General features: G+C 69.6%; 18 protein-coding genes, 1 pseudogene and 1 other annotated feature. Of the genes and pseudogenes, 6 read left to right on the top strand and 13 right to left on the bottom strand.

Annotated elements, in window-relative coordinates; all coding sequences use genetic code 11:
* Nucleotides 1-43: 43 nt before the first annotated feature.
* The 5 genes from KGD83_RS11920 to KGD83_RS11900 all read right to left on the bottom strand — a co-directional run bounded on the left by KGD83_RS11920 (nucleotide 44) and on the right by KGD83_RS11900 (nucleotide 4,859).
* The gene (locus tag KGD83_RS11920; protein WP_047868143.1) at nucleotides 44-403 is read right to left on the bottom strand and encodes an MmcQ/YjbR family DNA-binding protein; all 360 of its coding nucleotides are present in this window, start codon (nucleotides 401-403) and stop codon (nucleotides 44-46) included.
* Nucleotides 404-517: 114 nt separating this feature from the next.
* Nucleotides 518-1,066 carry a CG0192-related protein gene (locus KGD83_RS11915; RefSeq protein WP_212643822.1) on the bottom strand — a complete coding sequence of 183 codons (549 nt, stop codon included), beginning with the start codon at nucleotides 1,064-1,066 and terminating at the stop codon, nucleotides 518-520.
* 127 nt (nucleotides 1,067-1,193) lie between these two features.
* Entirely contained in the window at nucleotides 1,194-3,173 is a 1,980-nt protein-coding gene (locus KGD83_RS11910) for a caspase, EACC1-associated type (protein ID WP_212643821.1), read from the bottom strand.
* A complete protein-coding gene (locus tag KGD83_RS11905; protein WP_212643820.1) occupies nucleotides 3,170-3,550 on the bottom strand; it encodes an effector-associated constant component EACC1 in 381 nt (126 codons plus the stop codon). Before KGD83_RS11905 ends, KGD83_RS11910 begins: the two co-directional genes overlap by 4 nt.
* A 484-nt stretch (nucleotides 3,551-4,034) precedes the next feature.
* On the bottom strand, nucleotides 4,035-4,859 hold the full coding sequence (locus tag KGD83_RS11900) for a peptidoglycan recognition protein family protein (RefSeq protein WP_212643819.1): 825 nt from the start codon (nucleotides 4,857-4,859) through the stop codon (nucleotides 4,035-4,037).
* A gap of 94 nt (nucleotides 4,860-4,953) precedes the next feature.
* Here KGD83_RS11900 and KGD83_RS11895 point away from each other — a divergent pair.
* Nucleotides 4,954-5,749, top strand: a protein-coding gene (locus KGD83_RS11895) for an IS5 family transposase (protein WP_212643818.1) whose coding sequence is annotated in 2 segments (ribosomal slippage) — nucleotides 4,954-5,285 and nucleotides 5,284-5,749 — 798 coding nt in all. Because the reading frame shifts where the segments join, the coding sequence is not laid out codon by codon here.
* 73 nt (nucleotides 5,750-5,822) lie between these two features.
* On the opposite strand, the gene KGD83_RS11890 is transcribed toward KGD83_RS11895, so the two are convergent.
* The 3 genes from KGD83_RS11890 to KGD83_RS11880 are packed head-to-tail and all read right to left on the bottom strand — an operon-like array spanning nucleotide 5,823 to nucleotide 9,471.
* Nucleotides 5,823-6,365 carry a hypothetical protein gene (locus KGD83_RS11890; RefSeq protein WP_212643817.1) on the bottom strand — a complete coding sequence of 181 codons (543 nt, stop codon included), beginning with the start codon at nucleotides 6,363-6,365 and terminating at the stop codon, nucleotides 5,823-5,825.
* Nucleotides 6,366-6,418: 53 nt separating this feature from the next.
* Complete coding sequence (locus tag KGD83_RS11885) at nucleotides 6,419-9,109, bottom strand: TPR repeat region-containing protein (protein WP_212643816.1); 2,691 nt, start codon at nucleotides 9,107-9,109, stop codon at nucleotides 6,419-6,421.
* Nucleotides 9,110-9,150: 41 nt separating this feature from the next.
* Entirely contained in the window at nucleotides 9,151-9,471 is a 321-nt protein-coding gene (locus KGD83_RS11880; protein ID WP_212643815.1) for a hypothetical protein, read from the bottom strand.
* Between the two features lie 330 nt (nucleotides 9,472-9,801).
* On the opposite strand from KGD83_RS11880, the gene KGD83_RS11875 reads away from it, so the two are divergent.
* Nucleotides 9,802-10,062: a hypothetical protein gene (locus KGD83_RS11875; RefSeq protein WP_212643814.1), complete on the top strand. Its 261-nt coding sequence runs from the start codon at nucleotides 9,802-9,804 to the stop codon at nucleotides 10,060-10,062.
* A gap of 5 nt (nucleotides 10,063-10,067) precedes the next feature.
* Nucleotides 10,068-11,336 (top strand): annotated as a pseudogene (locus KGD83_RS11870) (IS3 family transposase).
* Nucleotides 10,346-10,459 (top strand) — a sequence feature (AL1L pseudoknot). (Overlaps the previous pseudogene by 114 nt.)
* Before the next feature lie 187 nt (nucleotides 11,337-11,523).
* Here KGD83_RS11870 and KGD83_RS11865 read toward each other — a convergent pair.
* Nucleotides 11,524-11,778, bottom strand: coding sequence for a hypothetical protein (locus KGD83_RS11865; protein WP_212643813.1), 255 nt, complete (start codon nucleotides 11,776-11,778; stop codon nucleotides 11,524-11,526).
* A gap of 367 nt (nucleotides 11,779-12,145) precedes the next feature.
* The gene (locus tag KGD83_RS11860; RefSeq protein ID WP_212643812.1) at nucleotides 12,146-13,132 is read right to left on the bottom strand and encodes a bile acid:sodium symporter family protein; all 987 of its coding nucleotides are present in this window, start codon (nucleotides 13,130-13,132) and stop codon (nucleotides 12,146-12,148) included.
* A gap of 225 nt (nucleotides 13,133-13,357) precedes the next feature.
* Here KGD83_RS11860 and KGD83_RS11855 point away from each other — a divergent pair, with 225 nt between their 5' ends.
* On the top strand, nucleotides 13,358-14,026 hold the full coding sequence (locus tag KGD83_RS11855) for a restriction endonuclease (protein WP_212643811.1): 669 nt from the start codon (nucleotides 13,358-13,360) through the stop codon (nucleotides 14,024-14,026).
* A gap of 19 nt (nucleotides 14,027-14,045) precedes the next feature.
* Here KGD83_RS11855 and KGD83_RS11850 read toward each other — a convergent pair whose 3' ends face one another.
* The 3 genes from KGD83_RS11850 to KGD83_RS11840 form a co-directional block, all read right to left on the bottom strand.
* Complete coding sequence (locus tag KGD83_RS11850; protein WP_212643810.1) at nucleotides 14,046-14,828, bottom strand: DUF4253 domain-containing protein; 783 nt, start codon at nucleotides 14,826-14,828, stop codon at nucleotides 14,046-14,048.
* A gap of 161 nt (nucleotides 14,829-14,989) precedes the next feature.
* Nucleotides 14,990-15,955, bottom strand: coding sequence for a TIGR03557 family F420-dependent LLM class oxidoreductase (locus tag KGD83_RS11845; RefSeq protein ID WP_212643809.1), 966 nt, complete (start codon nucleotides 15,953-15,955; stop codon nucleotides 14,990-14,992).
* A 209-nt stretch (nucleotides 15,956-16,164) separates the two neighbouring features.
* Nucleotides 16,165-16,482, bottom strand: coding sequence for a hypothetical protein (locus KGD83_RS11840; protein WP_212643808.1), 318 nt, complete (start codon nucleotides 16,480-16,482; stop codon nucleotides 16,165-16,167).
* A 592-nt stretch (nucleotides 16,483-17,074) separates the two neighbouring features.
* Between KGD83_RS11840 and KGD83_RS11835 the strand changes: the two genes are divergently transcribed.
* Nucleotides 17,075-17,878 (top strand): MBL fold metallo-hydrolase, encoded by an 804-nt coding sequence (locus KGD83_RS11835; RefSeq protein WP_212643807.1) that lies wholly within the window; start codon nucleotides 17,075-17,077, stop codon nucleotides 17,876-17,878.
* Nucleotides 17,879-18,016: 138 nt separating this feature from the next.
* The gene (locus KGD83_RS11830; protein WP_212643806.1) at nucleotides 18,017-19,702 is read left to right on the top strand and encodes an ABC-F family ATP-binding cassette domain-containing protein; all 1,686 of its coding nucleotides are present in this window, start codon (nucleotides 18,017-18,019) and stop codon (nucleotides 19,700-19,702) included.
* Nucleotides 19,703-19,864: the final 162 nt, after the last annotated feature.

Genomic DNA, 19,864 nt, shown 5'->3' with positions numbered 1-19,864 from the left:
GCCCCGCGGCCGGGCCGGACCGGGGACCTGTCCGGGGTCCGGGTCAGGCCCGGACCAGGGAAGCCGGGGTCGGCGGGGCGGCGATCAGCTCCTCGGGGGCGGTCAGGTACCAGGCCTCCAGGGTGAGCTCGCTGAGTTCGTCCAGGTCGATCCCGTCGAGGTGGACGACCACCCAGCCGAACCCGCCCGCGGTGAACTGCACCTCGAACACCTCGGGCCGCTCGGCCACCAGCGCGGTCTGTTCCAGAAGGGTCTGCTTCAGCCCCACGGTGGCGGTGCGCGGCCACAGGTAGCCGAAGGGCCTGCCGCGCACGCGGAACGTCGTGTACTGGTCCGAGTCCTTGGACTCGCACTCCGGCAGCGCGCTCACCAACCGCACGAACCGCTCGATCTCCACACCCATGGGAGGAGCCAACCACACGCCCCCGACAGGTCGGCACGCGGCGGGCGGCCATCCGTCGGCGCCGCGACCGGGCCCGGCGCCGGTGAGTCCCGCTCGGGCGGGAGGAACCACAGGTCAGGCCAGTGCGGCGACCACCGCCCGCTCGCCGCCCCAGCGGGCGAGAAGCCGCACGCTCCCCTCGGGCTCACCGTCCAGGACCCGCTGGACCAGCACCCGCCCGCCCCGGGAGGAGCCGGTGCCGGGCTCCCTGGAGACCACGACCTGCTGGGGCCTGTTCTCCAGGCGGCGGCCCTCCTCCCAGACCTCCAGTTCCGCCTGCTCCTGCCCGCCCTCCAGCGCCCGCCGGAAGCAGGCGAGGGACACCTCGTCCTCGGTACCGTCGTAGACCCAGCGCGTTCCCAGGACCGAGTGCTCCAAGGTGCCGACGAGGTGGTCCTCGTGCCCGGGCAGGGGCGCGCCCCGGTAGGTCAGCGGCAGGTGGAGCAGACGGTCCCCGCGCCGGACCAGGAACACCTCCACCCCGACCTCGCCCTCAGGGTCGTCGAACCGGTACGCGCCGAGGATCTCGCCGGGTCCCTGGCCCGCCCACGGCTGACCGTCCAGCCAGGCGCCGATCAGCTCGGGTTTGCTCGGTGTGAGAGTGGCCTTGTAGATGATCGCCATGGGCCCAGTATCCGGCACCGGCGTCGGCGCGGGAAGCCGTCCGGCATGCGCGCCCCCGGCCGTCCGGACGCGGGAGCGCACGGGACCGGCGCCCCGGCGCGTGTGCGCCGCTGCGTCCGGCCTCCGGTCAGCCCAGGTCGACCGCGAGCGAGTAGAGGCGGGACGCCTGGCTGTGGCGCCCGTTGTCGTCTGAGACCAGGTACAGGACGCGGCGGCCCTCGTAGGGGGTCTGCCTCATCACGGGGCCGAGGGCCATGCCCTCGACGTTGGCCAGGATCTGGTTCTGCTGGGTCTCGTCGGAGACGACGTCGCCCTCAGGGCAGTCCGCCATGTCGAACAGGAGTTCCTTGTGGGCCAGGAGGTCACCCGCGTTCCTGCTGAGCGTCCTGCCGGTCACGTCCTGGGCGGCGCCGAGGTTGACCTCGTACACGCGGATGGCGTTGCCGAGCCCGCTGAGGTAACCGCGTTCGAGGGCGAGCAGGTGGTGCTCGTCGATCGCCGCCAGCTCCGCGAGGTAGAGGCCCACCTCCGTCTGGTACCCGTACTGGCGGTCGAGCGCGTAGGAGCCGCCGGGCTCGCCCCGGTAGCGCTGGATGCGCAGCTGGTGGCGGCCGTGCACGTCCGCGTCGCCGAAGAGCGGCCCCTCCATGCCCGCGAAGAGGTGGGCGCCGTCCGAGGTGGCGGTCAGGGACTCCAGGTTGCGTCCGGGCTGCGCCTCGCCGAGAGGAGCCGGCAGGAAGGACTCGGGCAGTGGAAGGGGGTCCCCGATCTGACCGCCGTCGGCGGTCCCGAAACGGCGGATGGACGGTTCGTGCTCGGCCGCGACCAGGATGCTCTCACCGCCGTTCTCCACGACCAGCCCCTCGCCGTCGAACGCGTCGAAGGACGCGCCGTCCGGGCCGTAGAGGACCTGCATCCCCGTGACGGTGGGGGCAAGGGACTCGGGGTCGCCGAGCCCGAGGGTGAAGAACTGCGCGGGCTCGTTGTCGCGGATCACGAGGGCCTCGGAGCCGCCGCCGGTGAGGGCGAGGGCGGACAGGCCCTCGACCGGACTCCCCAGGTGCTCGTTCTCGGGCGGCTGGTCGAGCTGGTCGGAGACGTCGAGGAGCTGCGCCCGGCCGTTCGTGTCGCAGGGCCCGGGGAACGGTGCGGTGCCGAAGCGCGGGTCCGTCCACTCGCGGAGCTGGTAGCCGCCCAGCCCTCCGAGGAGGAGGCCGGGGATCAGGGTCGCGGCGGCCACGGAGGCCATCGTGCGGCGCGGCAGCGCCGCGGGGACCGGCGCGGGGGAACGCGGACCCTGCCGGTTGCGCACGAAGGGCAGGTCGCCGACGCCGTTCCGGTCCATCCGCTGCGGTTCCGGGAGGCGCTCGTCGGCGAGCCTCGTCCTAAGCAGTCGGTAGATCTGGTTGAGGGTGAGCAGTTCCTGCTGCTTGTTCCCGGGATCGCCGTTGGTCAGGATATCGATGAGCGCACCGGTGAAGGCGGTGTGCCTGGCCTCCGGAGGGGCCTTGGCCTGACCGTTCCCGGTGGTGGAGGTCAGGACGTAGGAGCCCTCGATCTCGATCTGCTGTTTCTCCGGAACCCTCGCCCCGTTCCCGGTCATGACTCCGTCGAGCGCCCTGCCGCTGTAACAGCAGTCGAGGATCACGATCTGGCGCTTCACGCGCTGCTTGGACTCCCTGAGGATGTTCCGCAGCATGCCGTAGGCGAGCGAGGTCTCGCTGCGGTCGCGCATGGAGCTGGAGAGCGTCAGGTAGAGCTGGTCGTCGCGGATCTCCAGGAGGCCGTGCCCGGCGTAGTAGACGAGCAGGGTGTCCTCGGCCTTGTCCGCGGCGTCGTAGATCGGCCCGCTCAGTTCGCCAGGCAGGGAGGGATTGCGCACCACCCATCGCCGGTCCGCAGGAACGCCCCAGAGGTCGGTGTCCGCCAGCACCCGGTCCAAATCCTTCAGGTTCTGCGGCACCGAAGGCAGATTCGGCAGATGCTGGTAGGAGTCGACCCCGATCAGGACACACGCCGACCGGGCGGGGTCCAGCCGTACCCGCCCACCGCCCGCGGCGTCCGGCCGCTCCTCGTCGGGCGGGTTCGGCGCGGCCCGCTCCGTCACTCCCCGTCCTCCGGCTCGTCCGCGTCCCGGAGTTCCTCCAGGGCGCGCAGCACCGCGGGCAGGTCGTCGAGTTCGGCTTCGGTGAGGGTGATCTTGACACCGTTGCGTTCGAGGGTGAACGAGGAACGGGCCGGGTGCGCCCGCCGCCAGGACGCGATGGCCACGGCGAGCGCGCCGTACTGGGCTCCGAAGTCGCAGACGAACTGCACGACCTCGAAGGCGCCGCCCATGACGTCGGGTTCGTCGGGGGTTCCGCCCGTGTGCTCCATGGTGATGCCCGCGGCGCGCAGGTTGCCGCCCTCGCCCCTCAGCCACCGGTACAGGGACCTGAACTCGGCGTCACTGGTGGGACCGTGCACCGACAGTTGAACGTTCATCTCACAACCTCATGACATCGAAGGCCCGCATCGCCGCCTGGAGCCGGCTCGCACCCGGGGGCTGGTGCGGAAGCCCCGGGACCGGGGGGCCGACGCCATCCACAAGGATGCCGGTTCCCCACTCCCGGCGTCCGGGATTCGCCAGGATTCCCGGCGCTCCGGGCGGTGGTGCTCCGGGCGCCGCGGGCAGCGGCCGGGAGCGCGTGTCCGGGCTCATCGCCCGGGGCTCACCGCTCTTACGGGGAAGAGCGGACACGGGGGCTCGGTGTCCGCCGGACAGGAGGGGCTGCCGGTTCCACGGGACCGGCGGGCCGGGTGCGCCTAGGTCGTGCTCCTCGGATCACTTCGGGCTCGCGACCACCGGGCTGCCTCTCGCTGCGCCGGTTTCGCTTGAAAAACCGACCAGGCCGACCCGCGTGAACCGTCTTGTGAGAGATTGCCCGGACGGCCGCTCGCTGATCCCAAAGCCTCCGCGGAACACTCCCTAGCGGGAGAAGTCGTGCGGCCCCCGGGCTGGCCCGTGGTAGAACTCGCGGTCCGGCTCGTCGTCGGGCACGGGCGGGTAGGTGGGGCCGTCCTCACCCGGCTCCCGGCGGGCGGCGATGGCGATGCCCAGGGTCCGCATCGTCTGGGCGGCCCTGTCGCGCAGCTCGGGAAGCCTGGAGTACAGCACGTCGCCGGGGCAGGCGGTGGCGTTGAAGTCGCGGTGGCCCAGGATGGCGCTGTGGGGGTTGAGCCGGTAGGCGCCGCACAGCCACGCCAGGGTCTGCACCAGCGCGTCGGTCAGGGCGACGGTCGGGCCCACGCTCGTGTACAGGCCCTCGTTCTCGATGCCGATGCAGGTGTTGTTGTTGTTGGCCACGTGGGCGCCCACGACGTGGTCGCCCGCCGCGATGGCCTCCGGCGTGCGGTCGCGGCCCTCCATGACGTGGCCGCCGCGGCTGATGGTCAGCTGCTGTCCGGTGTCGCTCCACCCGTTGGTGTCCATGTGGTGGTTCTGGATGGACCTGGACAGGTTCAGGGCGTGGTCGAGCGAGTAGTCGGTGCTGTTGGGCGTCGCGGTGTGGTGGACCACGATGTAGCGGGGCGCGGCGGCCAGGACCTGGATGGGGCTGCTCGGCGGGCGTGCGCCCCAGGCGCCCCGCCAGTACAGGTAGGGCTGGGCCGCCTGGACGGCGGCGCTCGTGTCGGCCGACCGGGCGAAGGCGCTTGTGGCGACGACCGCGCCGAGGGCGGCAGTGGCTGAGGCGATGGTGGCCGCGCGCAGGATGCTGCGCCTGTCCGGACCTGACCCGTGGGTGTTGGTCATGGGGATCCTCAGGGGATAGCGGGGGTTACTTGCCAGTTAGAGCTCATCTCAAAAGCCCTGCGAGGTGGCCCTGCGCCTGGCATGATCACGTGCTGTGAGTGATGTGTTGCCCGATGGGCTCTGGGAGATCGTCCAGCCTCTGCTGCCACCCGCGCCGAAGACCGGCCGCCCCCGAGTCGACCAAAGAGCCGTGTTGACCACGGTGCTGTTCGTCCAGGCCTCCGGCTGCTCCTGGGAGAAGGCCGACGGCCTGTTCGGCGTCACCCGAGCCACCGCCCACCGCTGGTTCCAGACTTGGACCGAGGCGGGCCTGTGGCCCACGATCCACCGCACCATCCTGGATGAGCTGGGCAGGCGCGCCCTGTTGGACTGGTCCCGCGCCACCGTCGACTCCCAGTCGATCCGCGCAAAGAGAGGGGGAGAACACGGGGCCAAACCCCACTGATAGGGGCAAGTCCGGCTCCAAGCTCCACCTGCTGTGCGACAACCAGGGTCTCCCGCTGACCTGCGCCGTCTCCGCGGCCAACGTCAACGACATCGAAGCACTCAAGCCCCTGGTCCGAGGTATCCCCGCGGTGCGATCGCGGCGAGGTCCCCGGCGGCGGCGTCCGGCCAAGCTCCACGGCGACAAGGCCTACCACTCCAGGGCTCAGCGCCGCTGGCTGCGAGAGCGCGGCATCGGAGTGCGTCTGGCCCGCCCTGGCATCGAGTCCTCCCGACGCCTGGGTCGGCACCGGTACAAGATCAAGCGCTCGATCGCCTGGCTGGGCTCCTACCGCAGGTTGAACGTGCGCTGGGAACGCAAGGCCTCCACTTTCCTGGCCATGCTCGGCATCGCCTGCATCCTCATCTGTTACAAGCACCTGGCCAAGCATGCTGATGGCTTTTGAGATGAGCTCTGAGGAGGCAATCCGAACTGGGAGGGTATCCCCGTATCACCCATGAGCCGCACCCGTCAGTCTTTTACAGTTCGCCGGAGCCGCAGTCGACATAGTCGCTGATGCTTTCCGAATACTCTGCGGGGGAACGGTAGGAGTCTGCGTACAGATCTATGTACTGCTGCACGAAATCACCACCTGAGAGGGATGGCGAGCTGCACCACGTGACGTCGTTGGCTTGGAGGACCTCGGACAGCCCTGCGTCGACTGCGTTCATGTGGGTGCCCTCAGCCGGCTGCTCAGATGTCTCCCATTCAGAAATACTTGTCTCAGCGACGTACGAGCCCTCGGAGACGAAGACGGCACCAGAACCGACAAGGCTTTCTTTGAAGTCCTGCCCGGCGCTTTCGATGATCTGCTCAGAATCCCCCTCACCGAGCATGCGACCGAGGGTTTCTATACTGACCTTCCTCCTGATGAATTCCGCGCTGGGCGGGTTGCTCTCCTGAACCTCCGATGTGATCGACGACGGGCCTTGGCCACCCTGGGATGAACACCCAGCGGACTGGACGAGGAGGGCAGCCAGCAGTGCAACTGACAGGACCCTGCTGATTGCCTCGCTACTCACCCTTCCTCCACACTCTTCTTCTCACTGCACCTTCCATGATCCGCACCCTCTTTTCACCCTCCACCGGCCTCACCCTCCTCCTCGGTCTTTTCAGCCTCTTCCTGAGGGTTCAGGATACCGTCGATGAGCTTATGGCGATCGCCGTAAGCCTCTCCGAACGCACCAGCCATATCTTGGCCGTTCTTCAGCCCCCGATCGGACGTAGAAAATGTCGTGTTTTCAAGAGCAGAAGCCACGACATCATCCAGGTCGTCGAACTCACCTGCATCGTGACCCTCATCCTGCCATACCTCGGAGTCAATATCGATAGCCATGGACCCGTCGCTCCTGCGCTCGGCTGCACCGGATTCGATGAGGATATCAATGTATTCCTGAGGCGGCGGGCTTTCGAAGTTTCCAACCCTGGAGTTCAGGATGTGCTCCAGGATCATGATTCTCTGTTCGCTTCTGTTGGACTCATCACTCTGACCGATCGGCAGACGAGGAGAAACAACGGGCTCATCGCCCGCCAGGATTCCAGTAAGCCACTCCGCCCCCAACCCCAGCCCTTGGCTGAGACTTTCTCCGATGACGGGTATGCCGCTGGCAAGCTCCGCCGAAGTTTCCAAAGAAAGCCCGTACAGCATTTCCTTTCTCTCGTGCGCCTCCTGCTGGTCCAACTGTCTGCGACCCGATTCCTCCAGCAATGCGTTGTCTATCAGGGAACTGAGGGTTGCCGAGCCTCTACCTGCGGCGTATTGGTCACCCGTTTCCAGGTAGGTCTCCATGAGGAGCCCTTGGTAGGTGGACGCGGAACCGATCGTCCGCACTGCGGTGTCATCGTTCCCCATCAGATACTCCATGAACGACAGTCGCTCTTCGAGTCCTATTTCGAACCAGTTGTGCTCAGAGTCGTAATTCCCCACTCCGGTGGTGGCGATCTCCTCTTCCACCGGCTCACCGCTCTCGTCGAACATCTCGTTCCCGTCCTCGTCCAGCGCTACGCTGGTTTCCGAGGGGTCGCTGTGGGCGAAGCCGAATATGTAGGCGTCGAAGATGTCGGCCAGGTTGTCGGCCAGTTCGGTGTTGAACGCGGTGAAGGACGCGTTGCTGTAGTCCGTGCCCTCGATGTCCACACCGGTGTTGGTGAGCGCCTCGTGCATCTCGGCGGTCGTGATCATCTCGACGAAACCCGCGGCGGCACGGCCAGCCCGGTCGCGCTCTTCCTGGTCCTGGCTGTGTGCGTCCTGGGCGATCCACTCGATCATGTCGCCCACGGTCTCCCCGTTGTCCTCCCACGGGTGGGTGAAGAGGCCTTCGACGGCGGTGTTGATCATTTCCTCAGGGGAACCCCACTGTTCGGTATGGGGGCTGAACCGCTGGAACTGCCCTTCCTCGCCGTGGTAGGTCCCCATGAGGTTGGGGTGGACGTAGGGTTCGCGTTCGCCGTCCTCGTTCTCGGCACCGGCGAAGAGGTCGTGCATCGCGTCCTCGTTGCGGTTTGCCACGTCCATGAGCGAAAGAACGTCGTCCTCAGGGATGAACTGGTCCATGACCGCGGAGTACTCGTCCGAGTACATGCCCATGGACAGGCTCAGGGTCATGGAGAGCGTGTACCCGGGCTCCATCGACTCGTGAGCGTTCCCCAGCATCGCGGCCAGGGATCGGGCGTCCTCCGCCCAGGCGTGCGACGAGGGCGGCGTACTGCCGGAAGGCGTCAGATGCGGTCCTTCGGCAGCTTCCCGGACACTGGGGGGCAGGTCGTAATAACCTCCGCCCACATGGGGGTCCGAGAGCGCGAGGAGTCCGTCACCCAGCACACCGAGCGCGTGTTCGCGCTCCTCGTCGGTCAGGTGGTCCCCCTCCATCGACGCGGGTATGTCGATGACCCCGCCGGGCTGGCTGCGTTCCAGTTCGTCATAGAACACATCGAGGAAGTCCATCTCCTCGGAGCGGTAACCAGTGCCTCCCTGCTGGGCCTGCATCGCGTTGGTGGTGACCATGCTCATCATGAGCATGAGTTCGTGGTAGTTCTCGTCCAGGGGCTTGTCACCGGACCAGTAGGACGAGAGTTGGTCGGCCCACTCCTGGGCGTTCTCCTCGGTCAACTCCTGGCCGTCCACGAGCATCGTGTAACGGTTGGGGTCGAGATTGTAGAAGGCCCAGGAGTTGATCCCGGCGTCGATGAGGGCCTGAACGTTGGCCTTGGTCGGCCCCTCTCCCAGGTCCGCGGCGACCTCGTCGGCGTGCTCCTCGAAGTTGCGGTAGTTGGTGCGCTCGCGCTCCTGGAGTTCGGTCAGCTTCGCGGCGACCTCGTCGTAGATGTCGCGGCACTTGCTGGCGTCGCTGATGCCGAACACGCCCCCGCGCTCGGGATGGGCGGCGGTGATGGTCTGGCCCTGGAAGTCGGCCGGGATCTCGCCTTCCTTCTTGGTGCGGAAGTCGAACCACTCGGTGTTCTGCGCCTCGCGCTCGTCCTTGAACTCCTCGACGTGCTGCGCCCACTCCTCGAGCTTGGAGGCGGCGTAGGTGATCGCCACCCCGGCGTCCCGCCAGTACTGGTAGTCCTCTTCCGACAGTCCCTTGACGTTCCATGCCAGGAGGTCGGTGAACTGCGTGGCGGTGGAGTTGAACTGCCCGGTCAGGTCGTCGGACCGTCCCAGCAGACGTGCTTGGAGGATGGTGAGCTCCTCCGCCCGTGTCCGAATCGCTTCCGGATTGGCGGTCGTGGAACGGGGCTCGAAGGAAAGGTCGAAGGTGGCCATGGCTCACTTTGAGTTCGGGGAGGTCAGGGGCAACGAGGAGGTCAGAAGTTGACGTCGAGGTCCCAGGGGGTGTCGTAGTGCTCGGCGGCCTCCAGGTCGTTCAAGGCTGTTTCGGAGGCTCCCGCCTGGATGTTGTTGGCCAGCCGCAGACCGTGTTCCTGCATCTCGACGAGGGTGGGGGCGTACTCCTCCTTGTAGGCACGCAGGGCCGAGGAGACCTCGTCACGCTGGGCGACGGTCTCGGCGTCCTCCATGATCAGATCGAACATGTCGGCCAGCCCTGCCATGGCCTCAGCGAGGGCTTCGGCGAGCTCGCCGCCCTGGAGGGCCTCGATCGGGTTGGCGCCAGCCTCGCCTGCCATGTTGGGGAACTCCTTAGACCAGGTGTGGGGTGTGAAGGGTGGGAATGCTCGTAAAATTAGCAGCCGTAACCAGGGGTAAGCACACCGGCATCGAATTCCGTATTGGCAGAAAGGCTGGTCAGTTGGACTCTCTGGCGGGAATGACCGATTCCGGCCACCTTAAGAACGAACTCCCTGTTCGCCGTCACACACCCAGCTACACGAAACGAGGGCTCCGCCAGAGTGAGCGTGAGCACCATACCTGCCGAGACGACAGATAGCCCGTCCTCGACATGTAGGCAGCCTGGTCGTGTACACGCAAGAACTGGCCGGTTGGGAAAGGACTCAACCATGGCAGCGCAGGGGCCCAGCCTGTGGCAGATCAACGACACGGCCATGAGCGACCTGACCGAGAAGATCTTCAGCGACCACGGTCAGACCGGAGAGACGGGCTGGATGGAGGGGTGGCCACTCGGTAACGCACAACCATTACGCCACCGGCGGTCCAAGGCTCAGCCGATGCCCGCCTCGGTCAGGAACCGGCTGGGCTGGCCCGACCACGACATGTTTCGTGCCGGGTGTGATGGAGGCTCTCAAACCTGGGAAGGATGAGAGTCATGCCAGCACCGAGGAAGTACCCGCCTGAGCTGCGCGAACGAGCGATCCGGATGGCCGTGGACGCCCGCCGCAACCCGACCACCCGCGACGGGGCCATCGCCCGAGTGGCCGACCAGTTGGGCATCAACCGCGAAACGCTGCGCAACTGGGTCACCCAGGCCGAGATCGACCAGGGGACCCGGCCCGGCACCACCACCGACCAGGCCCACAAGATCGCCGAGCTCGAACGCGAGGTGCGGGAACTGCGCCGGGCGAACGCGATCCTGAAGTCAGCGTCGGCTTTCTTCGCGGCGGAGCTCGACCGCCCACACACCAGGTAGTCGCCTACATCGACCTGTACCGGCAGGAGTTCGGGGTCGAGCCGATCTGTCAGGTGTTGCAGATCGCCCCGTCCACCTACTACGCGGCCAAGAGCCGAGCCCCGTCGCTGCGTTCGCGCACCGATGAGACCACCACCGCCAAGATCCGGCAGGTGCACACCGACAACTACGCCGTCTACGGGGTGCGCAAGGTCCACGCCGAGCTGAACCGCCAAGGCCACCGGGTGGCCCGCTGCACCGTGCACCGGCTGATGCGCCAGGCCGGACTACGCGGGATCACCCGCGCCAGAGGCCCGCGCACCACCACCCCGGCTCCGGGACCGGACACCAGGCCGGACCTGGTCGAGAGGGCGTTCACCGCGGACGCTCCGAACCGGTTGTGGGTCGCCGACATCACCTACGTCCGCACCTTCGCCGGGTGGGTCTACGCCGCGTTCGTGATCGATGTGTTCTCCCGCCGGGTGGTGGGCTGGCAGGTGTCGCGGTCGTTGCGCACCGATCTGGCCCTGGACGCGTTGGAGATGGCGGTCTGGAACCGGTCCCATGTCGGCCGACGCATCGACGGCTTGGTTCACCACTCCGACCGCGGGGTGCAGTATCTGGCGGTGCGCTACACCCAGCGCCTGTTCGAGGCGGGTGCGGTGGCCTCGGTCGGCACCACCGGCGATTCCTATGACTGTCATTCTCTTCGTACCGGATCCCGCAAGGATCAACGCTCTGGCCGAGGCGTTCCACTCGTTGTTCAAGGCCGAGCTGATCCGCAACCGGGGCCCGTGGAGGAACCTGGACGAAGTGGAGATCGCGGTGGCCGAGTACGTGGACTGGTTCAACCACCGACGCCTGCACGGCGAGATCGGCTTGGTCCCGCCGGCCGAGTTCGAAGACGGCTTCTACGGGCAGCGGGCCGGGTCAACAGAGGACGAAGCGTTGGTTCCGAGCCTCCAATAAACCCGGCACGAAACACGGTGTCACCACGTCGATCCTCGGGTTCGTCCTCTTCAACCTCTTCTGCCTCGGATTCGGTCTGGTGTTCGCCCAGGCCGCGTTGGGCCTGGGTACCGCACTCCTGAGGAGGGCGTGGTTGCGCCGGAGCGCGCCCCCGGAACCGTGAGCCCCCTGCGAAAGGGCGCGTGCGTCAGTCGTAGGAGCAGCGGGGGTGCGGGACGATCCCGCGTTCGGTCCTGCGGGGGCGCGGGCAGCGGCCGCGCACGCGGTCGCGGAGGGCCTTGCGGCGCGGGTCGGCCTCCGCGGCGGGTGCGGTGACGGGCGTGGTGTGCGCGGGAGGGGCGCACGGCGCGAGGAGGACGTGGGGGTCTCCCAGCGCGGCGGTGAGGGCGAGTGCGAGGAGTCCGGAGCAGGGGCGCAGGAACCGACGGTGTCGCTCGGGCATGGGCACCAGCCTGACAGCCGTCGCCTTGCGCGGTGGGTCGATCACGCGAGGAGAGGTGTCCGGTTCAGGCCAGGGACCGCACGTGTGAACCGTGTTGCGCCCGGGTAGCCGGTTCGGCCGGTGAGGTGGAGACACGCGTTCTGGGAACGAACCCCGGCGCCGCCCGCAGCGTTGCCGCGCCCGCGGCATGCACGCGCCCGGCGCGGGCGCGGGCGCGGGCGCGGGTGGCGAGGAGGAGGGTACGGGTAGGCAGGGCCTCGGCCGAGGGCGGGAGGCGATCCGTCCACCGGGGATAGCGGACCCGGCGCGAGGCGGCGTCCTCGGACCGGGGCGCAAACGGGCGGAGCGGAAGCGGGCGGGGCGCGGGTCAGGCCCCGGGCGGGCCCTCCGCACCGCTCCCGGTGGGCGCGGACTCGGCCGGGGCGTCCGCGGGCGGGCGGCGGGCCCAGTAGGTGGCCACGAGCGCGCCGGAGATGTTGTGCCAGACCGAGAACAGGGCGCCGGGCAGGGCGGCGAGCGGTGCGAAGTGGGCGGTCGCCAGGGCCGCGGCCAGACCGGAGTTCTGCATCCCCACCTCGACGCTGACCGCGCGGCGGGCGGCCTCGGGCAGCTTGGTGACCACTCCGACCAGGTAGCCGAGCGCCAGTCCCAGGGAGTTGTGCAGCACCACGGCCAGGGCGACCAGGAGGCCGGAGGAGAGCACGGCGTCGGCGTTGGCGCCCACCACCGCGGCGACCACGACGACGATACCGAGGACGGACACCAGCGGCAGGAGGGGCAGGACCCTCTCCACGAACCGGCGCGCTGCCATGCGCAGCAGCAGTCCGGCCAGGACCGGGACCAGGACGACCTGGAGGATGGAGACGAACAGGTCGCCGGCGGCGACGGGCAGGGTGGAACCGGCCAGGGCCAGGACCAGGAGCGGGGTCAGCAGCGGGGCGAGCAGGGTGGAGATCGAGGTCATCGCCACCGACAGGGCCACGTCGCCGCGGGCGAGGTAGACGATGACGTTGGAGGCGGTGCCGCCGGGGGCGGAGCCGACCAGGACCATGCCCACAACGAGCAGCGGCGGCAGGCCGAGGGCCTGGGCGATTCCCCATCCCAGGAGCGGCATGACCGTGTACTGGACCAGGACGCCGAGGACGACGGCCTTGGGGTGCCTGGCCACGATCGCGAAGTCCACGGGGCGCATGGTGAGCCCCATGCCGAACATGATCACCCCGAGCAGCAGGGAGATGTAGGGGGCGAGGAGGGCGGCCTGCCCGGGGGCGGCCAGGCCCACGATCCCTCCGGCGAGGACCAGCAGGGCGAACCACCTGCCGACGAGGTCGGCGACGCGCGTGAGAACTGACATCGAAGGACTACTTCCCGTGGGTGCCCCGGGGCGGCGGGACACCGCTCCCCGGGCGGTCGCCGCCGCGAGGGTCGGCCGCCGCGCGGCCATGGTAGTCCCCGCGTTCGGCGCGAGCGGTGGTCAGGGCGGGTCCCGGACCGGAAACGGCTCCGCGCCGTGGCGTTCCCCACAGGGCACCGGCGCCGGGGCGGGTGACGAACCGCCCGGACGGGGAAGAGGCAGTCCATGACCGACATCTCCCCGGACGAAGCGGCCGAAGACAGGACGTACCCCGACAGGACACACCCCGGCGGGGGCCGGACCGGGCCCCGGGAGTGGCGGTTCGTGTGGCGCCACCGGTACGCCCTCGTGCTGGCCCTGGTCGTGGCGCTGATGGTCGGCGCGTGGGTGGCCCAGAGTTCGGCGCGGCCGCTGCTGTGGGCGGTGGCGGCGCTGGGGGTGGCGGCCCTGCTGTGGTGGTGCCGCATGCGGCTGCGCCTGGCCCGGGAGAAGTGGCGGGTGGCGCGGGTCGACCTGTCGGAGGTCGACCGGATGACCGGTGTGGAGTTCGAGGAGCACGTCGCGGGGCTGATGCGCACGCACGGCTACACCGCCGTGACGGTGGTCGGCGGGGCCGACGACGGAGGGGTGGACGTGCTGGGCCGGGCACCGGACGGGCAGGCCGTGGTGGTGCAGTGCAAGCGGTGGAACAGCCCGGTGCCCCCGAACGAGGTCCGTGCCTTCCTCGGCGTCCTCGCCACCAGTTACGAGGGGTACCGGGGGGTGTTCGTGGCCTCGAACGGCTTCACCGAGGCCGCCGCCCGTGAGGGCGAGGGGTACATGACCCTGGTGGACCGGGAGCGGCTGGCGCGGTGGATGGGCGGTTCGGGCGCTCCCGAACCGCCTCCGGCTTGACCGGCGCGGTGCCGCTCGCTCAGTCCCACCAGAAGCGCCAGACGGGGCAGCCGACCAACTGCTCCGCGTAGACCTCCAGCCTGCCGGGGCTGGTGTTCTGCCAGATGTTGTCCGGGCAGAAGGCGAAGTGCTCGGCCGCCGCGCGCAGGGCGGCCCCGGTGTCGGCGGGCGGAGCCGCGACGCTCAGGGTGAGGGTGCCGAAGCCCATGCCCAGCACGCGCGCGCCGAAGCGGCGTTCCCAGTCGGACACGACGGCCGCGAACACGGCGGTGTCGTTGTCGTAGTTGAGCGGTCCCGCCCAACCGGACGCGGCCACGGCCTCGGCGCCCGAGGAGGCCGGGACGAGCCCCAGGCGCGAGCCCACTCCGTTCTCGACCAGAATCTCCGCGCACTCGGCGGCTGACTCCCCCGGGTCCTCCTCCACCTGCGCGGCCGGTGCCCGTCCCGGCCAGGACGCTCCGTAGGGCGCGGTCACCGACAAACGGTCGGCACCGGGATCGGCCTCCTCGCCGCAGGCGTGCTCCTTCCACCACCGGGCCAGCAGTGCCTCCGGGTCGTGGTCGGAGGGCGAGGAGGTCCATTCGGGGTACAGCTCCTGGGACTCCCAGGGCCGGTCCGGTTCGCCGCGCAGTCCGTCCAGGAGCAGCGGCCACAGCCCGGAACGGGGGTGTTCGGCCTGCAGCCGGGACCACAGTCCGAACGGCGCGGGGTCATCGCTCAGCCACAGCAGCGGGGCGCCCTCCTGGGAGGACACAGTGCGTCCGGGCGGGAGCGGGACGGACAGCCTCTTCTGGAAATCCATGGCCGCCACCGTAGGCGTCCCCGGTGACAGTTCCGGCGGCTCGGGCGCGTCCGAGCCGCAGCGCCGCACCGGTTCCGACCGGCGCGGCACCGTCCGGTCCGCGCCGGACCGGACGGTCACCGGTGCGCGCCCCGGCCGGTCAGTCGGCACGGGCGGACCGGTCAGGTGGCGAGTGCGCGCAGGGGTCCGTCCAGCTCGCGCCGGTAGAAGTCGACGAACCCGTCCGGGTCGGGCCCGGCGTTCTGCATCACCAGGCGGTCGAAGCCCGCGTCGACGTACGCGCGGACGGCCTCGACGTAGCGTTCGGGGTCGGGACCGCAGGCGAAGTGCCCGAGGACGTCCTCCTCCCGGACGGTGGTGGTGGCGGCCGCGAAGTTGACCGGGTTGGGCAGCTCGCTCATGACCTTCCAGCCGGTCAGCGCCCAGCGGGAGGTCTCCAGGGCCGCCTGCGCGGCGGTGTGCTCGTCCTCCGCCCAGGCCATGGGCACCTCGGCGTAGCCGGGGCCGTCTCCCCCGGCGTCGCGGTAGTCCCGCACGATCTTGGACTTGGGTTCGGTGGCGAACAGCCCGTCGCCGAGTTCGGCGGCGAGTTTGGCCGACTGCCCTCCGCTGGCGGCGACGGCGATCAGCGGCGCCTCCTCGGGCAGGTCGAACACCCGGGCGTCCTCCAGGCGCAGGTACTCGCCCTCGTAGGACTGGTAGCCGCCGCCCCACAGGAGACGGATGATCTCCAGGGCCTCGCGCAGCATGTGGTGGCGCACCTGGACGGCGTCGGGGAACTCCTGGCCGACGACGTGTTCGTTGAGCCGCTCCCCGGAGCCGACACCGAGGACGAAGCGTCCCTTCGACATCAGGGCGAGGGTGGCGGCGGCCTGGGCGATGATCGCCGGGTGGTAGCGCACGGTCGGGCAGGTCACCCCGGTCGCCAGCCCGATCCGCTCGGTCCTGGCGGCGATGGCGCCGAGCACGGTCCAGGCGAAGGGCGAGTGGCCCTGGTTGTCCAGCCAGGGGTGGTAGTGGTCGCTGATCTCCACGAAGTCGAACCCGGCGCGCTCGGCCAGCTCCGCCTGCCGGACCAGCTCCTCCGGCCCGAAGGCCTCGGCCGCCAGTTTGTACCCGATCTGCATGCGTCTCCCCTGTTCGGTGGTGTCGAGCCCGGTCCGCGCACACCGGCGGGGCCCGCCCTCGGTAAGACCGGTGGCACAACGCGGGCCCCTGACACCACTCACCGTTCACCCAGGGCACCCATACAACTACCGCTCGAGGTCACGAAGGGGTTGCGACACACACCCTCCCCGGATCCGGGCCGGAGCGGGCTCCCGTTCGCGGCTCCACGTCACCCGACGGACAGCAGCACGTCCAGACCGGTATCCGGATGATAGGCCCAGGATGCCTGAATACCGTTCCACTCCGCTGACTGCCGCCCGTCCAGAGCACGTGTCTGCTCCATTTGGGAAACCACGCTGTCCGGCGCCTCCAGTTCGTCGAGAACGCAGTGGAGTTCAGCGACGGAGATTCCCGCCGAATCCGTCGCCCCCCGGTTGTCGAGGTCCAGAGAACGGCCTTCGTCACCGATACTGGCAGTCGGCCGGTTGTACAGGCCGCATACTTCCACCGCACCCTCGAAAGGGTTCCCGGAGAAGTCCGCACTCACCACCGTGAGAGTGCCGCCGATACCGAGAAAAAGTCCGGCAGCGACGCCGCAGCAGACCAGGAGCGCCGCGGACCGGGGACTGCGCTCCAGAGGCTCCTGTGAGCGGAGAGGGGGAGCGGTCGGAGCTGAACCGGCGAGGACCGGCGGGGCCGGGGGAGGCGGGAACCGAGAGGGCGGAGACGGATACGGAGCGTGCTGACCGGCCGGATCCTGACGCATGTTCGGTTCAGGGGTCACCGAAACCTCCACGGAGCAAAGGAGAACAGCACTGGAAGGGCGGAAAGCAATTACTACCACAAGAACCGGCGGCTGAACTCAGCTCTCCCAAAATACGTACGGGCCGGCACACGGAGCGATCAGAGAAGCACATTGCGCCGACACCGCTTCCGTAAGACGCGAAGAAGGGCGAAAGGTTGACGGGACGAACGTTTTTTGGATGCTCTCACGGACCGCTCGCTCCTGTGCGCGGTCACGTACTCCGATCGGCCTTTCGACGGAGCGCCGGTCCTCTCGACCGGGACCCGCGCTCGCGGCCGAGCGAAGGACCCCGGTACGGCTGGTAGCCCGGAGCCGGGCCGGGTAGTGCGGGGGCATGGACGGTAGCGAGCACGACCGCTGGATCCAGTTCGTCGGAAACGCCACGGTGCTCATCGGCTGGGACGGTCTCGTGGTGATGACCGACCCCAACTTCCTGCACGAGGGGCAGTGGGCCTACCTGGGGTACGGCCTGGCCACCCGCCGCCGGATCGGCCCCGCCCTGGACGTCTGCGACATCGGCCGGGTGGACGGGATCGTGCTCTCGCACATGCACGGCGACCACTTCGACCGGGTCGCGCGGCGCGGCCTGGCCAGGCAGACGCCGATCCTGACCACCGGCCAGGCCGCCCGCCGCCTGGACCGGTGGGGGTTCGACGCCGCGGTGGGCCTGCGGACCTGGGAGGAGGAGACCATCACCCGCGGCCGCGTCCGGGTCCGCGTCACCTCGGTCCCCGGACGCCACGGGCCCCGGCTCGTGCACCGGCTGCTGCCGCCGGTCATGGGCAGCATCCTGGAGTTCGGCGGGACCGGGGAACAGGACGCGTTCCGCATCTACGTCACCGGCGACACCCTGGTCTACGAGGACATCGCGCGGATACCCGAGCAGTATCCGCACATCGACATGGCGCTGCTCCACCTGGGCGGCACGGCGCTGCCCGGCGGGATCCTGGTGACCATGGACGACAGGCAGGGCGCCGAGATGTCCCGCCTGGTGAACCCGGCGGTCGCCGCGCCCATCCACTACGACGACTACCGGCGCTTCAAGTCCCCGCTCAGCCGCTTCCTCGACCGCATGGAGGGCCTGGGCCGGGGCGAGCGCGTCCGACTGCTCCCCCGAGGGCAACGCGTGCCCCTCTGACCTGGGCCGTGCGCTGCCCGGCGCCGCCGCCTGTACCCGGGAAAACCGGTTGCGGGCGCGCGTCGCGCCGTGGAAACCTGCCGGGGCGCTCGCGGCGGTGACAGGGCGCCTACGGCGGAACCCCTGTGGAGAGCGGTCTTGGGCTACATCGACGTCAACCAGGTCGGCCACACCCTGTCCGACGGCAGGGTCCTGCTGGACTCGGTGTCCTTCCGCGTCGGCGAGGGGTCCAAGACGGCGCTGGTCGGGGCCAACGGCGCGGGCAAGAGCACCCTGCTGCGGATCGTGCGCGGCGAGCAGCGCCCCCGGAGCGGCGCGGTCACCCTGGACGGTGAACTCGGCGTGATGCCGCAGTTCATCGGGCACGTGCGCGACGAGACCACCGTGCACGAACTGCTGGTGTCGGTCTCCCCCGCACCGGTGCGCGAGGCGCACGCGGACTTGGAGGCTGCCGAGGCGGCCATGATGGTCGACGACGGCGAGAGGACGCAGATGCGCTACGCCGCGGCCATCGCCCGCTACGGCGACGCCGGGGGCTACGACGCCGAGGTCGTGTGGGACCAGTGCTGCACGGCGGCGCTGGGCGCCCCCTACGAGCGCTGCCGGTGGCGCGAGGTGCGCACGCTGTCGGGCGGGGAGCAGAAACGGCTGGTCGTCGAGGCCCTGCTGCGGGGCCCGGCGCCGGTGCTGCTGTTGGACGAGCCGGACAACTACCTCGACGTGCCGGGCAAGCGCTGGCTGGAGGAGGCGCTGCTGGCGACCCCCAAGACGGTCCTGTTCGTCTCGCACGACCGGGAGCTGCTGAGCCGGGTCCCGGACCGGATCGTCACGGTCGAACTGGGCGCCGCGGGCAACACGGCGTGGGTGCACGGGGGCGCGTTCGACACCTACCACGACGCCCGCCGGGAGCGGTTCGCGCGGCTGGACGAGCTGCGGCGGCGCTGGGACGAGGAGCACGCCAAGCTCAGGGCGCTGGTGGCCGCCTACAAGCAGAAGGCCGCCTACAACTCCGACATGGCCTCGCGCTACCAGTCGGCGCGGACCCGGCTGCGCAGGTTCGAGGAGGCGGGGCCGCCGCAGAAGCTGCCCCGCGAGCAGAACCTGCGGATGCGGTTGCGCGGGGGCCGGACGGGCAGGCGGGCGCTGGTGTGCGAGGGGTTGGAGCTGACCGGGCTGATGCGCCCGTTCGACCTGGAGGTCTGGTACGGCGAGCGGGTGGCGGTGCTGGGCTCCAACGGCTCGGGCAAGTCGCACTTCCTGCGGCTGGCGGCCGGGGGCGGCAGCGACCCGGAGTCGTCGGTGCTGCCGGAGGAGGAGCGGACGAAGGTGCCGCCGGTGGAGCACAGCGGAACGGCCAGGCTGGGCGCGCGGGTGCTGCCGGGATGGTTCGCGCAGACCCACGAGCACCCCGAGTTCGCGGGGCGCACGCTGCTGGACATCCTGCACCGGGGTCAGGGCACCCGCCGGGGCGTGCCCCGCGACGAGGCGGGGCGGGCGCTGGACCGCTACGAGCTGGCACCGGCCGCGGAGCAGACCTTCGACACGCTCTCGGGCGGTCAGCAGGCGCGGTTCCAGATCCTGCTGCTGGAGCTGTCGGGGGCGACGATGCTGCTGCTGGACGAGCCCACGGACAACCTGGACGTGGTGTCGGCGGAGGCGCTGGAGTCGGCGCTGGAGGCCTACGACGGCACGATCCTGGCGGTGACGCACGACCGCTGGTTCGCGCGCGGGTTCGACCGGTTCGTGGTGTTCGGCGCCGACGGAGGTGTCTACGAGGCTCCGGAGCCGGTGTGGGACGAGGGGCGGGTGCACCGCGAGCGGTAGGGGGCTCGGAACCGGTGTGTGAGCGCCGCTGGGGAGCGCCGGAACGGGCGTGCCCGCGCGGGTCATACGCGGTGAGCACCTCCGGTCTGGGCAGCTACCGGGTACGGCATCCTCGTCTCGGACCTGCCCGCGCGGATCATGCTCGGCGAGCACCGCGGGCAG

Origin of the sequence: Nocardiopsis akebiae (assembly GCF_018316795.1) — a bacterium.
Lineage (GTDB): Bacteria > Actinomycetota > Actinomycetes > Streptosporangiales > Streptosporangiaceae > Nocardiopsis > Nocardiopsis dassonvillei.
Note: the sequence above shows the minus strand (reverse complement) of the source record. Positions and strands in the feature narration are given on the sequence as shown.